Raw genomic sequence first — 24,936 nt, 5'->3', positions numbered from 1 at the left:
CGGCGCACCCGGCCTACGCCGCAAAGGAAACCGGGTTCGTCGGGCATGAGCATTCACTCGACGCAGGGCCTTGCTGCGTTCCAGTGGCGTGCTGGAATTCCTGTACTGAGGGGTTCAGTCGATAGGTTAAGATTCAGTTTCCTCGACGCATGATGCGTCGTTTGTCGCACGCGACCGCAACGCCCCCATGCCTGTCCAGACTGCCAATGCCGTCACCCTCAAGGGTGTCCGCCTCGACCGGGGTGGGCGCACGATCCTGCGCGACCTCGACCTGGTGGTCCCGGCGGGCAGCATCACCGCCGTGCTCGGCCCGTCGGGCACCGGCAAGTCGACCCTGCTGGCGGCGCTGACCGGCGAGCTGGTCCCGGCGACCGGCACGGTGCAGGTGTTCGGCGAAGCGGTGCCGCGCCGCAGCCGCGAGCTGCTGGAGATGCGCAAGGGCCTGGGCGTGCTGTTGCAGGGCAACGGCCTGCTCACCGACCTGAGCGTGGCAGAGAACGTGGCCCTGCCTTTGCGCACCCACACCCGCCTGCCCGAGCCGGTGCTGCAGCGGCTGGTGGCGATGAAGCTCAATGCGGTCGGCCTGCGCGCCGCCGCCGGCCTGTATCCGCGCGAACTGTCCGGCGGCATGGCCCGGCGCGTCGCGCTGGCCCGCGCGCTGGCGCTGGATCCGCCGCTGATGCTCTACGACGAGCCGCTGACCGGGCTGGATCCGATTGCGTCGGGCGTGATCATGAGCCTGATCCGGCGCCTCTCGCGCAGCCTGGGCCTGACCAGCATCATCGTCTCGCACCATGTACACGAGACCCTGCCCATCGCCGACCAGGCGGTGGTGATCGCCAATGGCAGCATCGTGTTCGACGGCACCCCCGCGCAGCTGGAGGCCAGCGAGGATCCCCTGCTGCGGCAGTTCCTGCGCGGCGAACCGGATGGTCCCATTCCCTTCGAGAGCGCCCCCCTCGAACGCATCCGCGCGGAGGCAGGCTGATGGCCATCGCCGCGACCGTGCAATCGCTGGGCCGCGCCGGCCTGTTCTCGCTGTCGGTGCTGCGCGCCTCCCTGCCGACCCGCGATTTCTTCGCCGAACTCGTGCGCGAAATCTACAAGATCGGCGGCCGCTCGCTGCCGATCATCGCCGTGGGCGGCGCGTTCGTGGGCCTGGTGCTGACCTTGCAGGGCTACCGCACGCTGACCACCTTCGGCGCCGCCGATGCGTTGTCGACGCTGCTGGGCCTGTCGCTGTACCGCGAGCTGGGCCCGGTACTGACCGCTCTGCTGTTCATCGGCCGCGCAGGCAGTTCGATCGCGGCGGAGCTGGGGCTGATGCGCGCGACCGACCAGATCAAGGCGCTGGAGCTGATGGCCATCGATCCGATCGCCAAGGTGGTCGCGCCGCGCTTCTGGGCCGCGGTGCTGTGCGTGCCTTTGCTGACGGTGTTCTTCTGCTCGCTGGCGATCAGCGCCAGCTGGTTCCAGGCCGTGCAGGTGCTGGGCCTGGACAACGGCACGTTCTGGTCGGCGTTGCAGGGCAGCGTCGACTTCTGGGACGACTTCGGCGTGGCGCTGCTGAAGTCGGCCGTGTTCGGCGGTACCGCGGCGCTGGTCGCCTCGTACGTGGGTTTCCACGCCGAGCCGACCATCGAAGGCACCTCGGTGGCGACCACGCGCGCGGTGGTCAACGCCTCGCTGCTGGTGCTGATGCTGAACTTCGTGATGTCGGCGCTGCTGTTCCGCTAGTGCGAGTCCTCGCAATGCCCGCACATCCATGTGCGGACACTGAATGAAACCCCGGGCTCCCGCCCTCAAGTTGTCACTCCGTTCAAACCGGCTCGTATAGGTAATCCCCATGGCAATCCGTGGTCCAAGACTCGAATTCGCGGTCGGCGCCTTCCTCGTGCTGGCGCTGGCGTCCCTGCTGGTGCTGGCGTTCGCCTCGACCAACCGCCAGTTCGGCTTTGGCGGCGGCAGCTATCCGCTGGTCGCGCGCTTCGCCAACCTCGGCCAGCTGCGCCTGCAGGCGCCGGTGAAGATCGGCGGCGTGGTCGTGGGCCGGGTCGAGAAGATCGACCTGGATCCGGTGAAGTTCGATTCGGTGGTCACCCTGGCCATCAACGATCGTTACAAGGACCTGCCGGCCGACACCTCCGCCGGCATCCTCACCAGCGGCCTGCTCGGCGAAAGCTTCATCGGCCTGCAGCCGGGCGGTGATCCCGAGCCGCTGCAGCCGGGCGACGAGATCGCTTACACCCAGCCGGCGATCGACCTGATCCAGCTGGTCGGCAAGTACATGTTCGGTGGTGCCGGTGCAGGTGCGCCGCCTCCGCCAACGTCCCAAGACCCGTCCCCCACGGAAGCGACACCGCAATGAACCGAGCCCTGATCCTGTCCCTCGTCCTGGCCCTGCCGCTGCTCGCGGTCGCGCCGGTCGCCGTCCACGCCCAGCAGGCTGCCACGCCGGCCGCCACGCCGGCCGCCACGCCCGGCAAGCAGGTCGTCGACAACGGCACCCGCATCCTGACCACGCTGCAGGCGCGCCGGGCCGAGTTCCAGAAGAACCCGACCGCGCTGCGCACCTTCATCGACAGCGAACTGCGCAGCGTGTTCGACCGCGAATACGCCGCCAAGCTGGTGCTGGGCCCGCATGGCCGTGGCGCCAGCGACGCCGACGTGAAGCTGTTCGCCGACGCGATGACCGACAACCTGATGCAACGCTACGGCGCGGCGCTGGTGACCATCGAAGGCAAGCCGCGGATCCGCCTGAAATCCGAAACCCCGCTGCCGGGTGGCCGCGGCGTCAAGGTTTCCACCGAGGTGCTGCGCGAAGGCGGCAATCCGATCCCGGTCGACTACCTGATGCGCGACAACGGCGGCTGGAAGATCTTCGACGTGATGGTCGAAGGCGTGTCCTACGTGCAGACCTTCCGCAGCCAGTTCGATGCGCCGCTGCGGCAGAAGTCGATCGCGCAGGTCGCCGCGGACCTGCGCGCCGGCACCCTCCAGCCGCAAGCAGATGCCGATGGCGCACACTGATCCGGGCCACGGCCTGTCGCTGCATCGCGACGGGTCGGTCCTGCGCCTGGGCGGTCTCCTCGACCGCGCCGCGGCCACCGGGGCGTGGCCAGCGCTGCTGCCGCAGCTGGAAGGTGTGCGCACCGTGGACCTGTCCGGCGTGCAGCGCCTGGACAGCGCCGGGTTGGCGCTGCTCGCCGAAGCGCTTGAGCGCCTCGACGCGCCGGTGATCGTCGGCACCCCGGACGGACTGGCCGAACTGCGTGCCGCCTACCGGCTGGACGCGGCGCTCGGCTTCGCGGATCCGGCGCCATGATCCTTGTGTCCAGGCTCCTCGCGCCCGCACTGCTGCTGATGCTGGCCGCGTGCGCCAGTGCACCCAAGCCCGCTGCCGACGCCGCGGCGCCACTGGCCACGCCCGTGGCCGGGACGACGGTGCCTGCGGACGCCGCGCGGGCGCCCGACCCGTCGCTGGAGGAAACGGCCGAAGGCGGTGTGCTCGCGCAGACCGCTGCGACGCCCGCACAGGAGGCCAGCCTGGCACCCGGCGTGGACGCCGCGACCACCGCTGCACCCACCGCGGCCGAGGACGACTACGCGGCGCTGTACGGCGAGGCACCGGCGGCCACCGCGCAGGATGCGGACGCCGCGGATCCGGCGACAGCCGCGCGCTCGTCCTACGATCCGTGGGAGCCGATGAACCGCAAGATCCACGCGTTCAACAATGCGGTCGACCGCGCGGTCGCGCGGCCGCTGGCCCAGGCCTACGTGGCGGTGGTCCCGCAGCCGCTGCGGCTGGGCGTGACCAACTTCTTCGACAACCTCGGCTCGCCGCTGACCTTCGTCAACCAGGTGCTGCAGGGCCGGCCGCGCGACGCGGTGCAGACCCTGGGGCGCTTCGTGGTCAATTCGACCCTGGGCATCGGCGGCGTGTTCGATCCGGCCAGCGACCTGAAGATGAAGCGCCGCAGCGAGGACTTCGGCCAGACCCTGGGCATGTGGGGCTGGCGCAGCTCGCGGTTCGTCGAGCTTCCGCTGTTCGGTCCGCGCACCCTGCGCGACGTGTTCGGCCTGGCCGGCGACATGCCGCTGTCGGTCGTACGCCGGGTCGAGGAGGACAAGATCCGGGTCACGCTGCAGGGCCTGCAACTGGTCGACACGCGCGCGCAGCTGCTGTCGCTGGATGCGATGCGCGCCGATGCCGCCGACGACTACGCGCTGGTGCGCGATGCCTGGCTGCAGCGCCGCACCTTCCAGATCGAGGGCGACCGCCGCAACCGGGCCACCCAGGAAGGCGACCTGCCGGACTACCTGCGCGAAGAGGAAGAGCGCAATCCGATCGTGCCGGCCGACGCGATGCCGTTGCCGCTGCCCGGCGGCTGACCGGGCGCCCCGCAGCACGCAGGAGCACGCACGCAGGAGCACGAAGGCCCGGGATCACTCCCGGGCCTTCCTTTCCGGTACCACTCAGGCGGACAGGGCGGCGTCGATGGCCGCGCGCAGGCGCGGATCTTCGGCAGTGACGTCCGGCGAGAACCGGGCTGCGACCTTGCCGTCGCGCCCGACGAGGAACTTCTCGAAGTTCCACAGCACGCCCGGTGCCGGGTTGGCGGCGATGCCGAAGCCGGCCAGCTTGTCGCGCATCGGGCCTTCGCCAGTCGCGTCGGGCCGGGCCGCCACCAGCGCGCGGTACAGCGGATGGACGCCGTCGCCGGTCACCGCGATCTTGGCGAACATCGGGAAGGTCACGTCGAAGTTGACCGAGCAGAAGCTGGCGATCTCCGCCTCGCTGCCCGGCTCCTGGCCCATGAAGTCGTTGGCCGGGAACCCCAGCACTTCCAGGCCCGCGTCCTTCTTCTCGCGATAGAGCTGCTCCAGGCCTTCGTATTGCGGGGTCAGCCCGCACTTGGAGGCGACGTTGACCAGCAGCCGCACCTTGCCGCTCCAGTCGCCGAGGGTGGCGGGCCGGCCGTCGATGGTGGCCAGCGGAATCGTGTCGAGCGTTTCGGTCATGGCGGCAGGTCCAGGTGGCGGGCCCTGGATTATGCGCCGCCCGCGAAGCTCACTCCTGCACGTCCCCGTCGCCCGCCGCGGGCGCGGCCAGCTGCTGGATCGTGTCCGGCTGCAGCTCGGCCGGCAGCGCGCGCCTGGCCTTGCTGCCGAGCTCGGCGAGCTTGCGCGCACGGTTGAACGCGGATTGCGGCGAATCGACCAGCCGGTTGCGCGCACGGCTGAAGGCCTGGCTGGCGTCATCGAGCCGCTTGCCCGCGGTGTCGAACTCGGCAAGGAAGGCGGTGAGCGCATCAAGCACGCGACCCCCGACCTCGCTGATCTCCAGCGCCTGCTTCTGCACCTTGTCGCGGGTCCACAACCGCTCGGTCACGCGCAACAGCGCCATGAGCGTGTTCGGCGAGGCGAACACCACGCGCCGATCGAACGCGTATCCCTGCAGGTCCGCGTCGGCGCCCAGCGCGGCCGACAGCGCACCCTCGATCGGCACGAAAGCGATGGTGATGTCGAGCGCCTCGCCACCGACGGCCTTGGGATAGTTCTTGTCGCCCAGGTCCTTGACGTGCTGGCGCAGGCCGATCGCGTGCCGGCGCAGCGCCTCGTCGTGCTGCTCGGGCGTGGTCGCGTTCATCGCTTCCTGCCAGGCGACCAGGTTGACCTTGCTGTCGACCACCACCTGGCGCTGGTCCGGGAAGTGCACGACCACGTCCGGGCGCAGCCGCGCGCCTTCGTCGTCGACGGCATGCTGCTGGCGCCGGTAGTGCACGCCCTCCTCCAGGCCGGAACCGCGCAGCACGTTGTCCAGCATCAGCTCGCCCCAGTCGCCGCGCACCTTCGCGCTGCCCTTGAGCGCGCTGGTCAGGGCGGCGGCCTGCATCGCCATGTCCTGGTTGAGCGTCTTCAGTTCGCCGACCGCACCGAGCAGGCTGGCGCGCTCGCGCGCCTCGTCGCCGTAGACGGTGTCCACCCGCTGGCGGAATTCGCCCAGCTTGTCGGAGAACGGCTTGAGCAGGCCTTCCATGTCCGTGCGCGATTGCAGGGTGGCCTGGCGCACGTTCTTCTCGAACTGCTGGCCGCGCTCGTCGAACACCTTGCCGGCCAGCTCGGCGAACGCGCCCGAAAGCTTTTCCTGCGCGGTGTCCAGGTAGGCGCGCAGCTCCTGTTGCGCCTGCCGCGAATGCTGGAGGTCCGCACTCGCGCGGGCGTGCTCGCCATGGAGCTGCCGGTAGGCACCGCGTTGCGCGTCCAGCTCGCCCTCGAGCATCCCGATGCGTTCCTGCGCGCGCGCCAGGGCGGCGTCGCGCTCGGCCAGGCGCGTCTCGCGTTCGGCCAGCAGCGTGGTCTCGCGCTCGATCCTCTGCCGTGCCGCATCCAGCGCCTGAAGCTGCGCGGCGGCGCGTTGCCGCTCGTTCTCCAGCTCCAGCTGCACGGATTCGAGGCGACCCCGCAGCTGCCCGGATTCCACCGCGGCGGCCTGTGCGGCGGCGCGCGCGCTGTCGAGCTCACCTACCGCGCCCTCGGAACGGCCGGGCGAACGGCCCCACAGCAGCAGGGCCAGCAGCACCAGCGCCGCGAGCAGGAGGACGACGATCACATAGGGCAGGACGGCTGGGTTCATGCCGAAAGTGTAGCGGCCATGGTCGCAGGGGACGCGACGCGTGGCGCCCATCCTCGCCTGCACCCGGTCGCCAGGCCGGGGCCTTCACTCCCGCCTTCCCGCCCCGCTCCCAGACTGCGGGCACTTCCGGATGCCCCGCCATGGCCAGCCGCACCCGCCACCCCATCCATCTCAAGCGCGCCTACGAGGAGCCGGAAGCCGGCGACGGCCAGCGCCTGCTGGTCGACGGACTGTGGCCACGCGGGCTGCGCAAGGAAACGCTGCAGGCCGAAGCCTGGCTCAAGGCGCTGGCGCCCAGCACCGCGCTGCGCAAGTGGTTCGGCCATGATCCGGCGCGCTGGGACGGCTTCCGCACGCGCTATTTCGCTGAGCTGGAAGCCAATCCCGAGGCCCTGGCCCGGTTGCGTGGCTACCTGGTCCGTGGACCGGTGACCCTGCTCTACGCCGCCCACGACGAAGAGCACAACAACGCGGTGGCCCTGCGCGACTACCTGCTGCACGGCAGCGGCAACGCCGGCGCCTAGGGCGGAACGCACCCCGGCCCGCGGCGGTCGATGGCTTTGCTGCGTTGCGTTGCGCCACACTCCGCGCTTCGCATCCGTCCTGGACATCCATGAGCTGGCACCGCCGCAAGTCGCTCGACACCATCACCCAGCACGAGGAAGGTCGCCGCCTGGTCCCGACCCTGGGCTGGCCGCACCTGGTCGCGCTGGGCATCGGCGCCATCGTCGGCACCGGCATCTACACCCTGATCGGGGTCGGCGCCGACAAGGCGGGTCCGGCGGTGCTGCTTTCGTTCGTGATCGCCGGCGTGGTCTGCGCATGCGCCGCACTGGCCTATGCCGAAATGGCGACGATGATGCCGGCGGCCGGCAGTGCCTATACCTACAGTTACGCCGCCCTGGGCGAGACCCTGGCCTGGATCGTGGGCTGGAGCCTGATCCTGGAGTATTCGCTGGTGGTCAGCACCGTCGCGGTGGGCTGGTCGGGCTACTTCGTCGGCTTCATGCAATGGGTCGGCGTCACCATCCCGCCCGCGCTGGCAGCCGGGCCGCACGCCGGCGGCATCATCAACCTGCCGGCGATCCTGATCACCTTCGCCGTGGCGGGGCTGCTGATGGCCGGCACCCGCGAGAGCGCCACGCTCAACGCGGTGCTGGTGGTGGTCAAGCTGGTCGCGCTGGCGGTGTTCATCGCCATCGCCCTGCCGGCGTTCAACGCCGACAACCTGCAGCCGTTCATGCCTTACGGCTTTCCCAAATCGATGGGTGCCGACGGCGTGGAACGCGGGGTCATGGCCGCGGCAGCGATCATCTTCTTCGCCTTCTACGGTTTCGACGCGATTTCCACCGCCGCCGAGGAAACCAAGGATCCCAGCCGCAACCTGTCGATCGGCATCATCGGTTCGATGGTCGGCTGCACCATCATCTACGTGCTGGTGGCGCTGGCCGCGGTCGGTGCACTGAGCTACACCGTGTTCGGCCAGAGCGCCGAGCCGCTGGCGCTGATCCTGCGCGAGCTGGGCCACGGCCCGGCGGCCGCGGCGATCGGCGTCGCTGCGGTGGTCGCTTTGCCGACCGTGCTGCTGGCGTTCTTCTATGGCCAGAGCCGGATCTTCTTCGTGATGTCGCGCGACGGCCTGCTGCCGCGCTCGCTGTCGAAGGTCAATGCGAAGACCGGCACGCCGGTGACGATCACCGTGTTCACCGCGATCCTGGTCGCCGCGCTGGCCGGCGTGGCCCGGCTGGACGAGATCGCGGCGCTGGCCAATGCCGGCACCCTGGTCGCGTTCATCGCCGTGTCGGTGTGCCTGCTGGTGCTGCGCAAGCGCGAGCCCGATCGTGCGCGCGGCTTCCGCACGCCGCTGGCGTGGGTGATCGCGCCGCTGGCCATTGCCGGTTGCGCCTACCTGTTCTGGAGCCTGCCGCAGCGGACCCAGCTGTATTTCCTGGCCTGGAACGTGTTCGGCTTCGTCCTGTACCTGGTGTACGCGCGCCGCAACAGCCAGCTGGCGCGCGCCTGAGCGGGGCATCGCCGGCGGAAACCTCCCGCCGGCGGCAGGCTCAGTCGAGCACGCGGCAGAACACCGCCTTGAGGTAGCGCGACTCGGGCACGTTGGCCAGGAACGGGTGGTCGGCGCCGGCGCCGGCCACCTTCAGCACCTGCACCGTGCGCCCGGCGTAGAACGCGGCGCGGCGCAGCATGTCCAGGAACTGGTCCTCGGCCACCAGGCCGGTGCACGAGAACGTGGCGAACAGGCCGCCCGGCTTGACCACGCCCAGCGCCAGCTTGTTCATGTCCAGGTACTTCTTCAGCGCGGGGATGACCTGGTCGCGGTCGCGGGTCATCTTCGCCGGATCCAGGATCACCGCGTCGTAGCGGTCGCCGCGATTGGCCGCGTCGCGCAGCCACGGGAAGATGTCGGCCTGCACGAAGCGCGGCTTCACGCCGTTGAGGCGCGCATTGCCCTTGGCGATTTCGATCACCGCCTCGTCGATGTCGATGCCGGTGACCTCGGCCGCGCCGCGCGCCGCGGCGTAGACCGCGAATCCGCCGGTGTTGCAGCACAGGTCGAGCACGGTCTTGCCGGCCACCTGCTGCGAGAACCACTGCCGGTTCTCGCGCTGGTCGGCGAAGAAGCCGGTCTTGTGCGCGCCGGCCGGATCGGCGCGGAAGCGGATCCCGTATTCGGTGATCACTGCCGGCTCGGGCGAACCGCCGCCGCTGTAGACCGGGCGGTAGTCGAAGCTCTCCTGCTTCTGCACGTGCTCGTCGGCGAAGCTGTAGATGCGCGCGCCCGGGAAATGTTCGCGCAGCGCGGCATAGATCCACTCGCGATGGCGGTACATGCCGGCACTGAAGAACTCGACCACCAGCAGGTCCGCGTAGCGGTCCACCACCAGCCCGGACAGGCCATCGCCCTCGGAATGCACGACGCGCCAGGCGTCGGAGACCTCATCGAGCTTCAACACGTCGCGGCGCAGCGAGATCGCCTCGCCGATCCTGCGGGTGAACCAGCCGGCGTCCACGGCCACCGCCGGGTCGTTCTCGAGGATGCGCAGCGCGATGCGCGAGTGGCCGTTGTAGAAGCCGCGGCCGATGAACTGGCCCTCGACGTCGAACGCGTCGACGATCTCGCCCGGCTTGGGCTTCTGCGCGGGCTTGTCGACCAGTTTCTGGAAGATCCAGGGATGGCTGGAACGCCAGGCGTTCTTCAGCCGTACGGTGGGGTAGTGGGTATCCATGCGCGCATTGTAAAGGCCGCTTCCCGGGCACGCTGGCACCGGGAGTGCGCGGGCGGCAGGCGTAGCGCGGAAGGTGGCCACGCATCCCGGACTTCGACCGCCCACGGGAGCCGGATATCCGCCGCGGCGGCACCTGGCAGCAGGGATGGCCGGGTGCCTGCACGCTGTCCGGGACAGTCCCGCGCGCCATACCGCGCAGCACGGGCACACGGGGCCGCATTGCGCGCGCCGACCGCCAAAACACGCGACAATACGGGGGTTTCGCCGCCGCCGGACGGCATCGGGCCATGCGCCCGCCGCGCCCCGGCCGTCCCTGTTCTGTCAGTCGATCCGAAGAGAGCCCCCGCAGACCATGTCGAACACGCCGAAGATCATCTACACGCTCACCGATGAAGCCCCGTTCCTGGCGACCCAGTCGCTGCTGCCGATCGTCCAGGCGTTCGCCGGCACCGCCGGGATCGCAGTGGAGACCCGCGACATCTCGCTGGCCGGCCGCATCCTGTCCCAGTTCCCGGACTACCTCGGCGACGCGCAGAAGATCGGCGACCACCTGGCCGAACTGGGCGAGCTGGCGACCCGCCCGGAAGCCAACATCATCAAGCTGCCCAACATCAGCGCCTCGGTGCCGCAGCTGAAGGCCGCGATCAAGGAGCTGCAGGACCAGGGCTACCCGCTGCCGGACTACCCGGACGCGCCGAAGGACGACAAGGAAAAGGACATCCAGGCCCGCTACGACCGGACCAAGGGCAGCGCGGTCAACCCGGTGCTGCGCGAGGGCAATTCCGACCGCCGCGCGCCGGCCTCGGTGAAGAGCTACGCGCGCAAGCATCCGCACCGGATGGGTCCGTGGAGCAAGGATTCGAAGACCCACGTGGCGCACATGGACGGCGGCGACTTCTACGGCAGCGAGCAGTCGGCCACGATCGCCACCGCTGGCGGCCTGAAGATCGAGCTCGCCCAGGCGGACGGCAAGACCGTGGTACTGAAGGAAAAGGTCGCGGTCAAGGCCGGCGAGATCGTCGACGCGTCGACGATGGGCCGCAAGGCGCTGGCGGGCTTCATCGCCGCGCAGGTCGCCGAGGCCAAGGCGCAGGGCGTGCTGTTCTCGCTGCACCTGAAGGCGACCATGATGAAGGTCTCCGACCCGATCATGTTCGGCGTGGCGGTCTCGGAGTTCTACAAGGATGCGCTGGCCAAGCACGCCGACGCGCTGAAGTCGGTCGGCTTCTCGCCCGACAACGGCATCGGCGACCTGTATGCGCGCATCGCCCCGCTGCCGGAAGACCAGCAGGCCGTAATCAAGGCCGACGTCGAGGCCGTGTACGCGGCCGGCCATGCGCTGGCGATGGTCAACTCCGACAAGGGCATCACCAACCTGCACGTGCCCAGCGACGTGATCGTCGACGCCTCGATGCCGGCGATGATCCGCGACTCCGGAAAGATGTGGAACGCCGAAGGCAAGCTGCAGGACACCAAGGCGGTGATCCCGGACCGCTGCTACGCCGGCGTGTACCAGGTGGTGATCGAGGACTGCAAGGCGCACGGCGCGTTCGACCCGACCACCATGGGCAGCGTGCCCAACGTCGGCCTGATGGCGCAGAAGGCCGAGGAGTACGGCAGCCACGACAAGACCTTCCGCATCCCGGCCGACGGCACCGTGCGCGTCACCGACGACGCCGGCAAGGTCGTGTTCGAGCACAAGGTGGAAGCGGGCGACATCTGGCGCATGTGCCAGACCAAGGACGCGCCGATCCAGGACTGGGTCAAGCTCGCCGTGAACCGCGCCCGCCTCAGCGGTACCCCGGCCGTGTTCTGGCTGGACACTGCGCGCGCGCACGACCGCCAGGTGATCGCCAAGGTCGAGGCGTACCTCAAGGACCATGACACGGCCGGTCTGGATATCCGCGTGCTGTCGCCGGTCGATGCGACGAAGTTCTCGCTCGAGCGCATCCGCCAGGGCAAGGACACCATCTCGGTGACCGGCAATGTCCTGCGCGATTACCTGACCGACCTGTTCCCGATCCTGGAGCTGGGCACCAGCGCCAAGATGCTGTCGATCGTGCCGCTGATGGCCGGCGGCGGCCTGTTCGAGACCGGTGCCGGTGGCTCGGCGCCCAAGCACGTGCAGCAGTTCGTGGAAGAGGACTACCTGCGCTGGGATTCGCTGGGCGAGTTCCTGGCACTGGCCGCCTCGCTGGAACACCTGGCCGAGCAGACCGGCAATGCCTCCGCCGGCGTGCTGGCCACCGCGCTCGACCAGGCCAACGGCCTGATCCTGGACAACAACCGTTCGCCGGCGCGCAAGGTCGGCGAGCTGGACAACCGCGGCAGCCACTACTACCTGGCCCTGTACTGGGCGCAGGCGCTGGCCGCGCAGGACCAGGACGCGGGCCTGAAGGCCAGGTTCGCACCGCTGGCCAAGGCGCTGGCCGAGGGCGAGGCCACGATCATCGGCGAGCTCAACGGCGCACAGGGCAAGCCGGTCGACATCGGCGGCTACTACCATCCGGACCTGGCCAAGGCCGGTGCGGCGATGCGGCCGTCGGCGACGTTCAACGCCGCGCTCGCCACCCTGGGTTGAGTCGGCGCGGCGAAAGCCGCGTCACCGCAATGCCCTCCAGACGCCCGGCTCCGGCCGGGCGTCGTCGTTTGCGCGCGCTGCGCGGCGGGCGACCACCGTCAGCGGAACAGCGAAAACGCGATGCCCGCGCGCAGCCGGCGTGCGTCGAGGCGTATCCGGGCACGCGGGTGCCGATGCCCGGCCCGTGCGCCTTCGAGCACCTGCCCGGCGCCGTCGCGATCCTCCCCGGCGGCGGCGGGGGGATCGACGATATGGCCGTCGAGGAACAACAGTCCCTGGTACATCGCCGCCAGTTGCCGCCACCACCCGTTGTTCGTGCTATCCATGACACCGCTCCTTTGCCGGCACTCCGGCTTGAACGGTTGCCAAGATAGGTCCACGATTGCCGAGCAAAAAGCGAAACATCTGCGCATCAGGGTTGAGGTGAATTCAAGATGAGCCGGCTCCCGCTGGACCAGGTCGAAGCCTTCGTCACCGCCGCCCGGCTCGGCAACCTGACCCGCGCGGCCGAGCGCATGAACCTCACCGTGAGCGCGCTGAGCCATCGCATGCGCCTGCTCGAACAACGCCTGGGCCATCGCCTGCTGGCCCGCGGTCCGCGCGGGGTCGAACCCACTCCCGAGGGCCAGCGCCTGTTCGACGCGATCGCCGGACCGCTGGCCACCATCGAGCACGCCCTGCGGCATGCCAGCGTGCGCAGCGACAACACGGTGACGCTGAGCCTGATCCCGTCGATGGCCACCGCCTGGCTGGTGCCGCGGCTGCCGGCGTTCCTGGCTGGGCATCCCGAGCTCGCGTTGAACCTGCAGTCGAGCACGCACGTGGTGGACTTCGAACGCGAGCCGGTGGACCTGGCCTTGCGCCTGGGCGCAGGCCACTGGCCGGGCGTGCGCGCCGAGCTGCTGTTCCACGAATCGATCGTGCCGGTCGCCAGTCCCGCGCTGGTCGAGCGCCACGGCGAGCCGGCGCTGGATCGACTGGCGGAACTCCCGCTGCTGGGCGATCCGGCTGATCGCTGGAAGGACTGGTTCGCGCGCTTCGGCGGGCAAGCGCCCGAGCGCTACGTCGCCCGCTTCGACGACACCGAGACCCTGCACCAGGCCGCGGTGCAGGGCATGGGCGTGGCCCTGGCGCGCTGGACGCTGGCCGAGCCCCTGGTCCGCGCCGGGCGCCTGGTCCCGCTGGCGCGCGAGCACCTGCCGGCCGGATTCGGCCACTACCTCGTGTATCCGGAGCGCAGCGTGTCGCATCCCGGTTTCGCGATCATGCGCGAATGGTTGCTGGAGCAGGCCGCCGGGCCGAGCGCCTGAGCGGACACGCGCATTCATGGTCCGCCGGTGCGGATGCGCATAATCGGGATGCCGATGCCAGGCGCCCACGACCGGGACGGCATTCCCCAAGGAGTAGATGCGATGAAGAGGATCGTCTTCGCTTTCGCGTTGTCCCTTTCCGCGCTTGCCGTTTCCCTCCCGGCAACCGCCCAGTTCACCGGCCCCAGCGCGTCGCCGCAGGCGTCCACCGTCGCGGCGGTCGGCAATGCCCGGGTGGGCAGCGACGTCACCCTGACCGGCAATGTCGTTGGCCACCTGCGTGACGAGTACTTCACCTTCCGCGACGAGACCGGCGAGATCCGGGTCGAGATCGAGAACAAGACCTGGCAGGGCCGCAAGGTCGGGCCGGAAGACAAGGTGCGGATCACCGGCGAGATCGAACGCGGCTTCGGCGGTCGCTACATCGATGTGCAGACATTGGAAGTGTTGACTCCGTAGCCCCGGGCTTGTCCCGCTGCTGTAGGCGGCCCATCGGAGCAAGCAGCGGGGCAAGCCCCGCTCCAGCGCGTGCTTTGCGCCAGACGTGCCGTGGCGGCGGGGCCGAATCCCGCCCTACCATGCGCGCATGACCCAGGCCGACGCCATCGCCGCGCAGATCCGCGACGCCTTCGACGACTACCACGCGCGTTTCGCGGCGATCAGCCGGCGCGCGCAGCGGCGCTTCGAAACGCGCAACTGGCCCGGCGCGCGCGAGGACGCGGCCGAACGCCTGGGCCTGTACGACACCTGCATCGACGAGTGCGGCCGCCGCCTGGCCGCGCTGCTGGGCATGCAGGCCCACGACCGCCCGCTGTGGGGCGCCGCGCGCAGCGCCTATTCGGGCCTGATCGACGGACTGATCGACGTCGAGCTGTACAAGACCTTCTACAACACGCTGACCCGGCGCTTCTTCCGCAGCCGCGGCGTGGATCCGGCGATCGAGTTCGTCGCCCTGGACATCGAGCCGACCGATGCGATCACCCTGCCGGTGGCACGGCACAGCTACGCCGTCTCCGAGACGCGGCCGACCGACACCTTCATGCGGGTACTGGAGAACTACCGCTTCGCCGTGCCGTACGCGCACCGCACCCGCTGCGCGGCGGCAATAGCCATCCGCCTGCAGGACGACCTGGCGCACTGGGGCGAGCATCCGGTGCGCGGCATCGAGCTGCTGGACACGGTGTTCTATCGCGAACGCCGGGCGTACCTGGTCGGCCGCGTATACGGCGAACACCGCTTCTCGCCCTGCGTGATCGCGCTGGTGCACGGCGAGGACGGCATCCGCGCCGAAGCGGTACTGACCCGGCGCGCCGACGTGGCCCAGCTGTTCGGCGTCTCGCGCAGCTACTTCCAGGCCGACCTGCCGACCGTGGGCGACGCGGTGGTGTTCCTGCGCTCGGTGCTGCCGCACAAGCCCATCGACGAGCTGTACACCGTGCTCGGCCGCGCCAAGCAGGGCAAGACCGAGCGCTATCGCAGCTTCTTCCGCTATTTCCACGCGCATCCGGCCGAACGGCTGGTCCGTGCCGAGGGCACGCCGGGCATGGTGATGGCGGTGTTCACCCTGCCCGGGCAGCCGCTGGTGTTCAAGGTGATCCGCGACCGCTTCGAATGGCCCAAGCGGACCACGCCGGTCGAAGTGCAGGCGCAGTACGAACGCGTGTTCCGCCTGGACCGGGTCGGCCGGCTGCTCGACGCGCAGCCGTTCCGGCACCTGCGCTTCCCACGCGCGCGCTTCGATCCGGCATTGCTGGAAGAACTGCGCGCGACCTGCGCCGGCAGCCTGGAAGAGGAGGGCGACGATGTCGTGCTGCGGTTGTGCTACGTGCAGCGCCGGCTGCGTCCGCTGGACCTGTACCTGCGCGAACAGACCGCCGATGGCGCACGCCAGGCCGCGCTGGACTACGGCCAGGCGATCGTCGACCTGGCGCGCAACGACATCTTCCCCGGCGACATGCTGCTGAAGAACTTCGGCGTGTCGCGCCATCGTCGCGTGGTGTTCTACGACTACGACGAGATCGGCGCGGTCAGCGAGTGCCATTTCCGCGAGTGGCCCAAGCCCACCAGCTACGAGGAGCAGATCGCCAGCGAGCCGTGGTTCCACGTGGCCGCGGGCGACGTGTTCCCCGAACGCTTCGCGATGTTCATGGCCCTGCCCGCACCGCTGGCCGCGGCGCTGAAGGCGGTGCATGGGCAACTGTTCGATCCGCAGTGGTGGCAGCTGCTGCAGGCGCAGCTGCGCCGCGGCGAATGGCCGGACACGCCGCCGTATCCGGAAGCCTTGAAGCTGGCCTGAGCCACCGGGTCGTGCGGGCAGCGGCACAGGCCCGGCGAACGACAGCTTCCGTTCCGCGGCGGGCGACCTCGTCCCGCTGCGCTGCGGCTATGACCTCATGCCGGCGCCGCGATGCGCACGATCCGCTTGCCGAAGTTGTCGCCGCGGAGCATGCCGATCAGGCCCTGCGGCGCGTTCTCCAGTCCATCGACGAAATCTTCCCGGTAGCGCATGCGGCCATCGCGCAGCCATGCGCCCATCTCGCGCACGAACTCCGGGTACAGGTGCATGAAGTCGGACTGGATGAAGCCGCGCAGGGTGATCCGGCGCTGCAGCACCAGGGTGAGCAGCCAGGGCACGCGATCGGGACCCTCGGGCAGGGCGGTGGCGTTGTAGTGCGCGACGACGCCGCAGACCGGAACCCGCGCGAAATCGTTGAGCAATGGCAGCACCGCATCGAACACCTTGCCGCCGACGTTCTCGAAATAGACATCGATGCCACCCGGCGCAGCGGCACGCAGTTGTTCGGCGAAGTCCGGCGCGCGATGGTCGATGGCCGCGTCGAAGCCGAGTTCGTCGCGCAGCCAGGCGACCTTGTCCGGCCCTCCGGCGATACCGACCACGCGCGCGCCCTGCAGCCTGGCGATCTGGCCGACGGTGGCGCCGACCGGTCCAGCGGCCGCGGCCACCACCACCGTTTCGCCTGGCTGCGGCTTGCCGATCTCGCGCAGACCCGCGTATGCGGTGAAACCGGGCATGCCGTACACGCCCAGCGCGGTGGTCAGCGGCGCGGTGGCCGGATCGAGGCGACGGCGCAGCTGGCTGCCCTCGACCAGGACGTGCGTCTGCCAGCCACCGTGGGCAAGCACGAGGTCGCCCGCATGCCAGTCCGGATGTTGCGACTCCACCACCTGCGACACGGTGCCGCCATCCATGACGCCATCGATGGCGATCGGCGGCACGTAGGACCGGCCGGCATTCATGCGACCACGCATGTACGGGTCCAGCGACAGGTAGAGGTTGCGCAGCAGGACCTGGCCTGGACCGGTCACCGGTATCGTGGCTTGTTCGAGGCGGAAGTTGGCGGGTTGGGGCTCGCCCGTGGGCCGCGAGGCCAGGACGATTCGCGTACTGGTCGTCATGCGTGCTGCTCCCGTGCCGTGGCATCGATGGCCCGAAGGATACGCCGTGCATCCGGTCGTCGATGTGCATGCGCACCCTGGTTCCAGCACCCGCATGGACGTCGCCTTAAGGACCCCGTGCTAGGCTCGCGCAACTTCTGAACCGGAGCGTCGCGATGTCACGTATTCCGCTTTCCCGTGCCTGCCTGCTGGGCCTGTCCCTCGCGATCGCCGCGCCGATGGCGCAGGCCGTCAAACCGGCCGACACGGCCACGCTGCCCGCGCCCGATACCGCGCTGCAGGCTGCCATCGACGGCAAGTGGCGCGATCCGGCCAACACGCCGCGCGACGCCTATCGCCATCCCGGACAGACCCTGGCCTTCTTCGGCATCAGGCCCGACCAGACCGTCGTGGAGATCACCCCCGGTGGTGGCTGGTATGCGGAGATCCTCGCGCCTTACCTGCGCGAAGACGGCAAGTACGTCGCCGCGATCGTGGATCCGGCCGCGTACGAGGCCGGCCGCCAGCGCGACTACTACCAGAAGGGCAAGGACGGCCTGGCCAGGAAATTCGCCGGTGCCGCGGCGCAGTTCGACAAGGCCGCGGTCGTGGCCTATGACCCGAAGTCGCCGTCTTTCGGCGCGCCGGGTTCGGCCGATCTGGTGCTGACCTTCCGCAACGTGCACAACTGGCGCAGCGCCGGCCAGGCCGAGGGCATGTTCAAGGGCTTCTACGACGTGCTCAAGCCCGGCGGCGTGCTCGGTGTGGTCGAGCACCGCGCCAAGGGCGACGTGCCGGCCGACGACAAGAGCGGCTACGTGGGCCAGGACCAGGTCATCGCGTTGGCTAAGGCGGCCGGCTTCGAGCTGGCCGGCAGCAGCGAGGTCAACGCCAACCCGCGCGACACCAAGGACCATCCGAACGGCGTGTGGACGCTGCCGCCTTCGAACAACCATCCGGAGGCCGACCGCGCGAAGTACCAGGCGATCGGCGAGAGCGACCGGATGACCCTGCGCTTCGTGAAGAAGGCGGGCCAGGAGTAAGACAGGAGGCGAGGGGCGGTCGCGCCGCGCGCGCGACCCCTTCCCGCAACGTCGCCGCGATCCATTGGCCACCCGTGGACCGGCGCGGATTCATTCGGTGCTGGCACGGCGCGTCGATCCCGGCCCTGCCTGTCGCGAACGGAGCACCCATGTACGGACTGATCGGAAGGATTCGCGCCATCGCGGGGCAACGCGCGGCACTGGCCGATGTCCTGCTCGAAGGAACGGCCGCGATGCCCGGCTGCCTGAGCTACGTCATCGCCGAGGACCCGGCCGATGACGACGCGCTGTGGATCACCGAAGTCTGGGACAGCGCGGCCAGCCACCAGGGTTCGCTGGCACTGCCCGCGGTGAAGGACGCCATCGCGCGCGGACGGCCGCTGATCGCCGGCTTCGATTCACGCAGCGAAACCCGGCCGCTGGGTGGCCACGGCCTGCACCTGGCCTGAGTCCAGCCCCTTCCGATGCTGGTCGCGTTCAACAAGCCCTTTGGCGTCCTGTGCCAGTTCACGGATCGCAGCACGCCACCGCGGCCGACGCTGGCCGGTTTCGGCCTGCCGCCGGCGGTTTACGCGGCCGGACGCCTGGACCACGACAGCGAAGGCCTGTTGCTGCTGACCGACGACGGCACGCTGGCCAACCGCCTGACCGATCCCCGGCACAAGCAGCCCAAGACGTATTGGGTGCAGGTCGAGGGCGATCCGCAGCCCGAGCAGGTGCAGGCATTGCGCGCGGGCGTGGTCCTCAACGACGGGCCGACCCGGCCGGCTCAGGCGCGCAGGCTCGCGCCGGAAGAAGTGGCGACCCTGTGGCCGCGCGATCCGCCGGTGCGCTTCCGCAAGACCGTGCCCGATGCGTGGCTGGAACTGGTGATCGGCGAAGGCCGCAACCGCCAGGTACGGCGCATGACTGCCGCGGTCGGCCTGCCGACGCTACGCCTGGTGCGGGTCGGGATCGGAGGCCATCGGCTCGATGCAATGGGTGGCACGCAGGCATGGCTTTCACCCGGGCACTGGCAGCGGGTGGGCGGGTCGCTTCTGTAGGAACGGACTTCAGGCCGCGACACCGACGCCGTCGGCAGAAGCGCTAACGCCTGACTCCGACGGCACTCCGCGGCGGAATCCTGGCGCGCCACTTTCGCTATGAGGAACTCGGCGCGAGTGGTCATGGGAAAGGGTTCTTCCCGCTCGCCTCGGGCGACGCCGTCGTGGTTCGATGGCGTCGGTGTCGCGGCCCGAAGTCCGCTCCTACAACCGCCGGGCGCTACTACGCCGAGCGCGGTCAGGCCGTGGTCGAGGGGCGCCGGGTCCGCGTCGTGCGCGCACGGGTGGCGGCATTGCCGTTGCTGCGCGGCAGTCGCTCCGACTGGCCGTCGATGGGCTGCTGCAGGTCGCGCTCGCGCTTCTTGCGATAGAGCACGTACGCCAGCACGCCGGCCCCGACCACGGCGGCGGCAGCGGCCAAGGCCACCGGATGGCGGCGCACGGTGCCGCGGGCGACGTTGAAGCCGGCCTTGGCCGCGCCCAGCGCAGCACCCGTCTTGATCCACTGTTCGGCGCCGATGCCGGCGTCGCGCAGGCTCGAGCCTGCCTGGCGCAGGCCCGCGCCGGCGTGCTCGGCCAGCTCCAGGGCGCGGTCGGAAATGATGGTCAGCTTGCTCATGGGGATCCCCGGGGGAAAGGGTGGGAGACGCCGCCAGTGTCGGTGACGGCATGTCGACGATACGTCAGCGCCAGCGCCCGCGGGCCACGCGACCGGCCGCGGGAGGGCGGCGGTTCATGCGTGGCGCCGGCCTTGCCTGGCGTATGCGGTGGCGGTGGCGCCGGCGCAATCCGGGGCATCGTCTCTACCCGGGCGTCCGCGTATGGGTGGGCAACGCGCCTAGGTCCCGCGCGGCTTGGCCCGATGGGTCGCGGTCGCGCTCCACGGGTCGTCCGGCCACGGATGGCGCGGATAGCGACCCTTCATCTCCTTGCGCACTTCCGGATAGGTCCGGTCCCAGAAGCCCTTGAGGTCGCCGGTCACCTGCAGCGGCTTTCCTCCTGGCGAGAGCAGGTGCAACAGCAACGGCACGCGACCGTCGGCGATGCGCGGGGTGTCGGCCAGCCCGAACAGCTCCTGCAGCTTCACCGCCAGCACCGGCGGTTGCGGCGCGCCTTCGTGGTCGAGCGCGTAGTCGATGCGGCGTTCCATCCCCGAAGGCACGGTGATCCGTACCGGCGCCAGCCGGTCCAGTTGCTGGCGCAGGCTCCAGTCCAGCGGGGATTTCAACGCTTCGCCCAGTTCGTCCTCCGACAGCGCATCGAGCCGGGTCTTGCCGGCGAATGCCGGGTGCAACCAGGTGTCGAGCGTGGCCTGCAACGCCGCGTCGGACATGTCGGGCAGTGCGAGATCGGGCAGCCATGCGCGCAGCGAGACCATGCGCGCCTGCCACTGGCGCAGGTTCTCGGTCCACGGCAGTGCAGGCAGGCCCAGTTCGCGCACCGCATCGGTCAGGGCCTGCGCGGCCTGGGCCGGATCGACGCGGCCGGCGGGCCGGCTGTCGAGCACGATCCGGTCGAAGCGCGATTCGCGCCGCGCCACCAGCGCGCGCTTGTCGGCATCCCAGACCGCCCCTTCCTGCTCGACGAAGCGTTCCGGGAAGTCGCGGCGCAGCCGCGATTCGTCCACCGGTGCGGCGCGCAGCAGCAGCGCATCGCCGCGCTGCTCGAAGCGCAGTTCGCTGGCCACCAGCCACGGTTCGCCGCGCAAGGCGCTGTCGTCGAACAGCTTGGCGGTGCGGCCGTTGGCCAGCGCGTAGCGCAAGGGATCGAGCGGATGCCGCGCGGCGATCCGGTCGGGGAATGCATGGGCGAGCAGGTCGCCCAGTTCGTGCGCCTCGACCTCCGCCGGCGCAGATGCCTCGCAGCGCAGGCGCCGACGCCATTGCCTGGCCGCCGCGTCGATCGACGCCAGCGCCGCACGGCTGGCATCGTGCGGCAGGCTTCCCTGGCGGAACGCAGCCAGCGCACGCCAGCGCTCGGCCAGCGCATCGCTGCGGCTGCGCAGCGGGTCGCGCGCCTCGACCAGCGCGGCCAGGTCGGCGGCCAGCGCCTGTTCGCGTGGATTACGCGCGGCCAGCAGCATCGCTGCCAGTCGCGGATGCGTGCCCAGCGCGAGCATGCGCTGGCCGATCGCGGTGATGCCGCCGGCGTCGGAGAGCGCGCCCAGGCGCTGCAGCAGTTCGCGGGCGGCGGCCAGCGCGCCGGCAGGCGGCGGGTCGACGAACCGCAGCGCATCGTTGCCCCAGGCCGCCAGTTCCAGGGCCAGGCCCGCCAGTTCCACCTGTGCGATCTCGGGCCTGCGTTGCGCTTCCAGACGCTGCGATTCGGGCCACAGGCGCCAGGCCCAGCCGTCGGCGACGCGGCCGGCGCGGCCGGCGCGCTGGTCGGCCGAAGCCTGCGAGATGGCCACGGCATCCAGCCGCGAAAATCCGCTGTTGGGATCGAAGCGCGGTTCGCGCGCCAGCCCGGCGTCCACGACCACGCGCACGCCGGGCAGGGTCACCGAGGATTCGGCCACGTTGGTCGCCAGCACCACGCGGCGGCGGCCATCGGGAGCGGGCTGCAGCACGCGTGACTGCTGCTCCACCGGCAGTTCGCCATGCAGGGCCAGTACCTCCGTGCTGGCCGGCAGCGTCGCCGCCTCCAGCGCCGCCTGCACCCGCGCGATCTCGCGCTGGCCGGGCAGGAACACCAGCACGTCGCCGGGATGCTGGGCCAGCGCCTGTTCGGTCGCGCGCCGTGCCTGCGCCTCGATCGACTCCTCGCGGCGCGCCGGGAAATGCGCCACCTGCACCGGATGGCTGCGCCCGGCGCTGGAGAGTCGCGGCGCATCCAGGAAGCGCGCCAGGCGCTCGCCGTCGAGGGTGGCCGACATCACCACGATGCGCAGGTCCTCGCGCAGCTGCGCCTGCACGTCCAGGGCCAGGGCCAGGCCCAGGTCGGCCGCGAGGTGGCGCTCGTGGAATTCGTCGAACAGCAGCAGGCCGACGCCACCGGACCCGGAGCCGCCGAGTTCGGGGTCGTCCTGGATCATCCGGGTGAGGATGCCTTCGGTGACCACCTCGATCCGGGTCCGCGGGCCGATCCGGTTCTCGAAACGGATCCGGTAGCCGACGGTATCGCCGACGTCCTCGCCGAGCTGGCGGGCCATGAACATCGCCGCGCTGCGCGCCGCGACCCGGCGCGGCTCGAGCATCACGATGCGGCGACCCTCCAGCCACGGCGCATCAAGCAGGGCCAGCGGCACCTGCGTGGTCTTGCCGGCGCCGGGCGGCGCCTCCAGCACCAGGCGCGGATGCGCGGCGAGGCTGTCGACGATGGCCGGCAGCAGCGCTGCGATGGGGAACGATGCGGAATCCATGCACACAGGATACGGACCGCCGCCTTGTCGTAGGAGCGGGCATGACCGCGACCCGACCACGCTGGGACTGACAATGCCATCGCAACTGCGGCGCTCGTGTCGCGGTCATGCCCGCTCCTACAATGGGCGGCCCCCCTCCGGCTTTCATCGCATGCAGCTCGTCGATATCGGCGCCAACCTCACCCACGACAGCTTCGACCGCGACCGCGACGCGGTGCTGGCTCGCGCACGCGAGGCCGGGGTGGTGCAGATGGTCGTCACCGGCGCCAGTCGCGAGCATTCGCCGCTGGCGCTGCAGCTGGCGCAGCGACACCCGGGCTTCCTCTACGCCACCGCCGGCGTGCATCCGCACCACGCCACCGAATACACCGACGAATGCGACGCGGAGATGCGTGCGCTGCATGCGCATCCGGAAGTGGTGGCGGTGGGCGAGTGCGGGCTGGACTACTTCCGCGACTTCTCGCCGCGCCCGGCGCAGCGCAAGGCCTTCGAGCGGCAACTGCAGGTCGGCGTCGACACGTCCAAGCCGCTGTTCCTGCACCAGCGCGACGCGCACGAAGACTTCATGGCGATGATGCGGAACTTCGACGGCCGGCTCGGCCCGGCGGTGGTGCACTGCTTCACCGGCACGCGCGAGGAGATGTTCGACTACCTCGACAACGACTGGTACATCGGCATCACCGGCTGGCTGTGCGACGAACGCCGCGGCGCGCACCTGCGCGAACTGGTGAAGCACATCCCGGCCAACCGCCTGCTGGTGGAGACCGACTCGCCCTACCTGCTGCCGCGCACGCTCAAGCCGCTGCCCAAGGACCGGCGCAACGAACCGGTGTTCCTGCCGCACATCGTCGAGGAGCTGGCCCGCGACCGCGGCGAGGACCCGGCTGCCGTCACGGCGCAGACCACGGCCAACGCGCGCGCATTCTTCCGCCTGCCGCCAGCGGGCTGACCCGGCGACCACCCCGGCTCAGGGGGCGGGGAGCCCGTAGACGAAGGCACAACGGCGATCGTCGATGAGCGGCGGTGCCGCATCGGTGTAGACCGCCCAGCCCCGGACCTGCAACTCGCCCCCGCGGGCAGCGACATCCTCGATAGCCGCCCGGGCCCGGTCGTCGAGCGCGCCCGCGCCGAAACCGCCGGCCACGCCGGTGAAATGGACCGGACCCTCGCCGAAGCGGGCATGGATCGCTTCGATGTCGCCCTGCAGGTCGACGAATTCCTGCCAGCTGTTCCTGTCGAAGCGGCCATCGACGAGCAGGTAGCCGCCCTCGTCTTCCACCGGCGTGCCTTGCATGAGCACCTCTTCCAGCCCGCCCGGCGGAAGCTGGCCTCCCTCGACCGCAGGCAGCACGCCGAGCAGGCGCGCGCCGCCGGTAACCGGATAGTCCTCGAGTCGACGGTCGACGACGGCCCCCGGCAACAGGCCTTCCAGTGCGTCCAGGCGCAGCAGGTAGGCCTGTTCCAGGCATGCGGCGGAGTCGCAGACAGCGCGTTGCAGCGCCAGCCATGCGCGCTGGTCGGCGGCCAGGCAGGCTCGCCCGGCGCGCGGCAGCGATGACCTGGCCCTGGCGTAGTAGCGGGCGAGGATTGCATCGAGCAATGCCACCCGGGGCGTGTCGCAGATCGTGTGCTCGATCGGCGCACGGGCCTTGCCGCAGTCGAACGAGGGCCCAGCGCCGGCCAGGGCCACGCCGGGCAGCAGCAGCCACGTTGCCAGCGCCGCCACGATCCGGGCGATCCCGCGCTCCATCACCTTGCTCCCGCCTGGCATCGGCACGGCCCGCTCACTGCCGGCGATAACGCTGCACGATCGGATCGGCCACGCCCGGTATCCGCATCCGCGTCTCCAGCGTCGGGCCGCTGCAGCTGTACTGGTAGGTGGTGGGCTGGGCCGCCGCCTTGGGCATCTTGACCCCCATCGGCGGACCCTTGCCCGCGGAGATCTGCATCGTTCCGTCCATGCTCGATGCCGAAGGCGTCAGGGTCAGTTGCCCACCGCTGCTGCTCCAGCCGCCCTGGGCGGAGAAACTGCCGCCACTGCGCGCGGACATCGCGCCACTGGTAGCCTCGGCCTGCATCTGCGACCGGGCGCTGTAGCCGCCATCGGCTCGCAAGTTCAAGCTCGCCGCCTGCTGGGGCGTGGCCATCTTCATCCCGGGTGCCTGCCGCTGCACCCATTCGGCCGCACCGTTGCCCACCGGACTCCAGTGGCCGACCAGGCAGGTATCGCGCGCCATCGCCGGCGACGCGGACAGGCCCGCGACCAACACGAGCAGCACAGCAGTGATCGTCGGCTCGCACTTCATCGCTTTCTCCGGAT

25 protein-coding genes are annotated in these 24,936 nt (G+C 70.2%); 16 read left to right on the top strand and 9 right to left on the bottom strand.

All coding sequences use genetic code 11. The features are described 5' to 3' along the window. The first annotated feature begins 187 nt into the window (after positions 1–187). The 6 genes from MNQ95_RS06845 (at position 188) to MNQ95_RS06820 (ending at position 4,392) form a co-directional block, all read left to right on the top strand. The gene (locus tag MNQ95_RS06845; protein ID WP_241954200.1) at positions 188–988 is read left to right on the top strand and encodes an ABC transporter ATP-binding protein; all 801 of its coding nucleotides are present in this window, start codon (positions 188–190) and stop codon (positions 986–988) included. Further along, complete coding sequence (locus MNQ95_RS06840; RefSeq protein WP_162410275.1) at positions 988–1,737, top strand: MlaE family lipid ABC transporter permease subunit; 750 nt, start codon at positions 988–990, stop codon at positions 1,735–1,737. Before MNQ95_RS06845 ends, MNQ95_RS06840 begins: the two co-directional genes overlap by 1 nt. A gap of 109 nt (positions 1,738–1,846) precedes the next feature. Continuing rightward, complete coding sequence (gene mlaD, locus MNQ95_RS06835; RefSeq protein WP_162410274.1) at positions 1,847–2,368, top strand: outer membrane lipid asymmetry maintenance protein MlaD; 522 nt, start codon at positions 1,847–1,849, stop codon at positions 2,366–2,368. Further along, on the top strand, positions 2,365–3,030 hold the full coding sequence (locus tag MNQ95_RS06830) for an MlaC/ttg2D family ABC transporter substrate-binding protein (protein ID WP_162410273.1): 666 nt from the start codon (positions 2,365–2,367) through the stop codon (positions 3,028–3,030). Before mlaD ends, MNQ95_RS06830 begins: the two co-directional genes overlap by 4 nt. Beyond that, positions 3,017–3,325, top strand: a complete 309-nt coding sequence (locus MNQ95_RS06825) for an STAS domain-containing protein (protein ID WP_162410272.1) — start codon at positions 3,017–3,019, stop codon at positions 3,323–3,325. The genes MNQ95_RS06830 and MNQ95_RS06825 overlap by 14 nt, the downstream gene beginning before the upstream one ends. Further along, positions 3,322–4,392, top strand: a complete 1,071-nt coding sequence (locus tag MNQ95_RS06820; RefSeq protein WP_241954199.1) for an MlaA family lipoprotein — start codon at positions 3,322–3,324, stop codon at positions 4,390–4,392. The genes MNQ95_RS06825 and MNQ95_RS06820 overlap by 4 nt, the downstream gene beginning before the upstream one ends. Before the next feature lie 84 nt (positions 4,393–4,476). Here the strand turns inward: MNQ95_RS06820 and MNQ95_RS06815 are convergent, their stop codons facing one another. Together MNQ95_RS06815 and MNQ95_RS06810 are read right to left on the bottom strand one after the other, a co-directional pair. Next, complete coding sequence (locus MNQ95_RS06815; RefSeq protein WP_162410271.1) at positions 4,477–5,022, bottom strand: glutathione peroxidase; 546 nt, start codon at positions 5,020–5,022, stop codon at positions 4,477–4,479. Between the two features lie 49 nt (positions 5,023–5,071). After that, positions 5,072–6,637 carry a DNA recombination protein RmuC gene (locus tag MNQ95_RS06810; RefSeq protein WP_162410270.1) on the bottom strand — a complete coding sequence of 522 codons (1,566 nt, stop codon included), beginning with the start codon at positions 6,635–6,637 and terminating at the stop codon, positions 5,072–5,074. A gap of 140 nt (positions 6,638–6,777) precedes the next feature. Here MNQ95_RS06810 and MNQ95_RS06805 point away from each other — a divergent pair, with 140 nt between their 5' ends. Further along, positions 6,778–7,161: a DUF488 domain-containing protein gene (locus MNQ95_RS06805; RefSeq protein ID WP_162410269.1), complete on the top strand. Its 384-nt coding sequence runs from the start codon at positions 6,778–6,780 to the stop codon at positions 7,159–7,161. Between the two features lie 89 nt (positions 7,162–7,250). After that, on the top strand, positions 7,251–8,660 hold the full coding sequence (locus MNQ95_RS06800) for an amino acid permease (RefSeq protein ID WP_241954198.1): 1,410 nt from the start codon (positions 7,251–7,253) through the stop codon (positions 8,658–8,660). Between the two features lie 40 nt (positions 8,661–8,700). Here the strand turns inward: MNQ95_RS06800 and MNQ95_RS06795 are convergent, their stop codons facing one another. Beyond that, on the bottom strand, positions 8,701–9,882 hold the full coding sequence (locus MNQ95_RS06795) for a class I SAM-dependent rRNA methyltransferase (protein WP_162410267.1): 1,182 nt from the start codon (positions 9,880–9,882) through the stop codon (positions 8,701–8,703). Positions 9,883–10,234: 352 nt separating this feature from the next. Between MNQ95_RS06795 and MNQ95_RS06790 the strand changes: the two genes are divergently transcribed. Continuing rightward, complete coding sequence (locus MNQ95_RS06790) at positions 10,235–12,463, top strand: NADP-dependent isocitrate dehydrogenase (RefSeq protein WP_241954197.1); 2,229 nt, start codon at positions 10,235–10,237, stop codon at positions 12,461–12,463. Between the two features lie 98 nt (positions 12,464–12,561). On the opposite strand, the gene MNQ95_RS06785 is transcribed toward MNQ95_RS06790, so the two are convergent. Continuing rightward, positions 12,562–12,789 (bottom strand): hypothetical protein, encoded by a 228-nt coding sequence (locus MNQ95_RS06785; RefSeq protein WP_162410265.1) that lies wholly within the window; start codon positions 12,787–12,789, stop codon positions 12,562–12,564. A gap of 108 nt (positions 12,790–12,897) precedes the next feature. On the opposite strand from MNQ95_RS06785, the gene MNQ95_RS06780 reads away from it, so the two are divergent. The 3 genes from MNQ95_RS06780 to aceK all read left to right on the top strand — a co-directional run bounded on the left by MNQ95_RS06780 (position 12,898) and on the right by aceK (position 16,069). Further along, the gene (locus MNQ95_RS06780; RefSeq protein ID WP_241954196.1) at positions 12,898–13,773 is read left to right on the top strand and encodes a LysR substrate-binding domain-containing protein; all 876 of its coding nucleotides are present in this window, start codon (positions 12,898–12,900) and stop codon (positions 13,771–13,773) included. 102 nt (positions 13,774–13,875) lie between these two features. Further along, positions 13,876–14,232 carry a YgiW/YdeI family stress tolerance OB fold protein gene (locus MNQ95_RS06775; RefSeq protein WP_241954195.1) on the top strand — a complete coding sequence of 119 codons (357 nt, stop codon included), beginning with the start codon at positions 13,876–13,878 and terminating at the stop codon, positions 14,230–14,232. Positions 14,233–14,359: 127 nt separating this feature from the next. Further along, on the top strand, positions 14,360–16,069 hold the full coding sequence (gene aceK / locus MNQ95_RS06770) for a bifunctional isocitrate dehydrogenase kinase/phosphatase (RefSeq protein WP_241954194.1): 1,710 nt from the start codon (positions 14,360–14,362) through the stop codon (positions 16,067–16,069). Between the two features lie 95 nt (positions 16,070–16,164). On the opposite strand, the gene MNQ95_RS06765 is transcribed toward aceK, so the two are convergent. Further along, complete coding sequence (locus tag MNQ95_RS06765) at positions 16,165–17,190, bottom strand: NADP-dependent oxidoreductase (RefSeq protein ID WP_241954193.1); 1,026 nt, start codon at positions 17,188–17,190, stop codon at positions 16,165–16,167. Positions 17,191–17,345: 155 nt separating this feature from the next. Between MNQ95_RS06765 and MNQ95_RS06760 the strand changes: the two genes are divergently transcribed. The 3 genes from MNQ95_RS06760 to MNQ95_RS06750 all read left to right on the top strand — a co-directional run bounded on the left by MNQ95_RS06760 (position 17,346) and on the right by MNQ95_RS06750 (position 19,255). Then, the gene (locus tag MNQ95_RS06760) at positions 17,346–18,212 is read left to right on the top strand and encodes a class I SAM-dependent methyltransferase (protein WP_241954192.1); all 867 of its coding nucleotides are present in this window, start codon (positions 17,346–17,348) and stop codon (positions 18,210–18,212) included. 149 nt (positions 18,213–18,361) lie between these two features. Further along, positions 18,362–18,661, top strand: a complete 300-nt coding sequence (locus MNQ95_RS06755; RefSeq protein WP_162410259.1) for a putative quinol monooxygenase — start codon at positions 18,362–18,364, stop codon at positions 18,659–18,661. A 15-nt stretch (positions 18,662–18,676) separates the two neighbouring features. Beyond that, positions 18,677–19,255 (top strand): pseudouridine synthase, encoded by a 579-nt coding sequence (locus tag MNQ95_RS06750; protein ID WP_241954191.1) that lies wholly within the window; start codon positions 18,677–18,679, stop codon positions 19,253–19,255. 238 nt (positions 19,256–19,493) lie between these two features. Here the strand turns inward: MNQ95_RS06750 and MNQ95_RS06745 are convergent, their stop codons facing one another. Both MNQ95_RS06745 and hrpB read right to left on the bottom strand, forming a co-directional pair. Then, positions 19,494–19,874, bottom strand: coding sequence for a hypothetical protein (locus tag MNQ95_RS06745; protein ID WP_241954190.1), 381 nt, complete (start codon positions 19,872–19,874; stop codon positions 19,494–19,496). A gap of 219 nt (positions 19,875–20,093) precedes the next feature. Beyond that, positions 20,094–22,616 (bottom strand): ATP-dependent helicase HrpB, encoded by a 2,523-nt coding sequence (hrpB, locus tag MNQ95_RS06740; protein WP_241954189.1) that lies wholly within the window; start codon positions 22,614–22,616, stop codon positions 20,094–20,096. Between the two features lie 151 nt (positions 22,617–22,767). On the opposite strand from hrpB, the gene MNQ95_RS06735 reads away from it, so the two are divergent. After that, positions 22,768–23,565 (top strand): TatD family hydrolase, encoded by a 798-nt coding sequence (locus tag MNQ95_RS06735; RefSeq protein ID WP_241954188.1) that lies wholly within the window; start codon positions 22,768–22,770, stop codon positions 23,563–23,565. An 18-nt stretch (positions 23,566–23,583) separates the two neighbouring features. Here MNQ95_RS06735 and MNQ95_RS06730 read toward each other — a convergent pair whose 3' ends face one another. Continuing rightward, complete coding sequence (locus tag MNQ95_RS06730; protein WP_241954187.1) at positions 23,584–24,366, bottom strand: lysozyme inhibitor LprI family protein; 783 nt, start codon at positions 24,364–24,366, stop codon at positions 23,584–23,586. A 34-nt stretch (positions 24,367–24,400) separates the two neighbouring features. Beyond that, positions 24,401–24,922, bottom strand: coding sequence for a hypothetical protein (locus MNQ95_RS06725; protein ID WP_241954186.1), 522 nt, complete (start codon positions 24,920–24,922; stop codon positions 24,401–24,403). Positions 24,923–24,936: the final 14 nt, after the last annotated feature.

The organism is Pseudoxanthomonas daejeonensis (genome assembly GCF_022637495.1).
Classification (GTDB): domain Bacteria; phylum Pseudomonadota; class Gammaproteobacteria; order Xanthomonadales; family Xanthomonadaceae; genus Pseudoxanthomonas; species Pseudoxanthomonas daejeonensis.
Note: the sequence above shows the minus strand (reverse complement) of the source record. Positions and strands in the feature narration are given on the sequence as shown.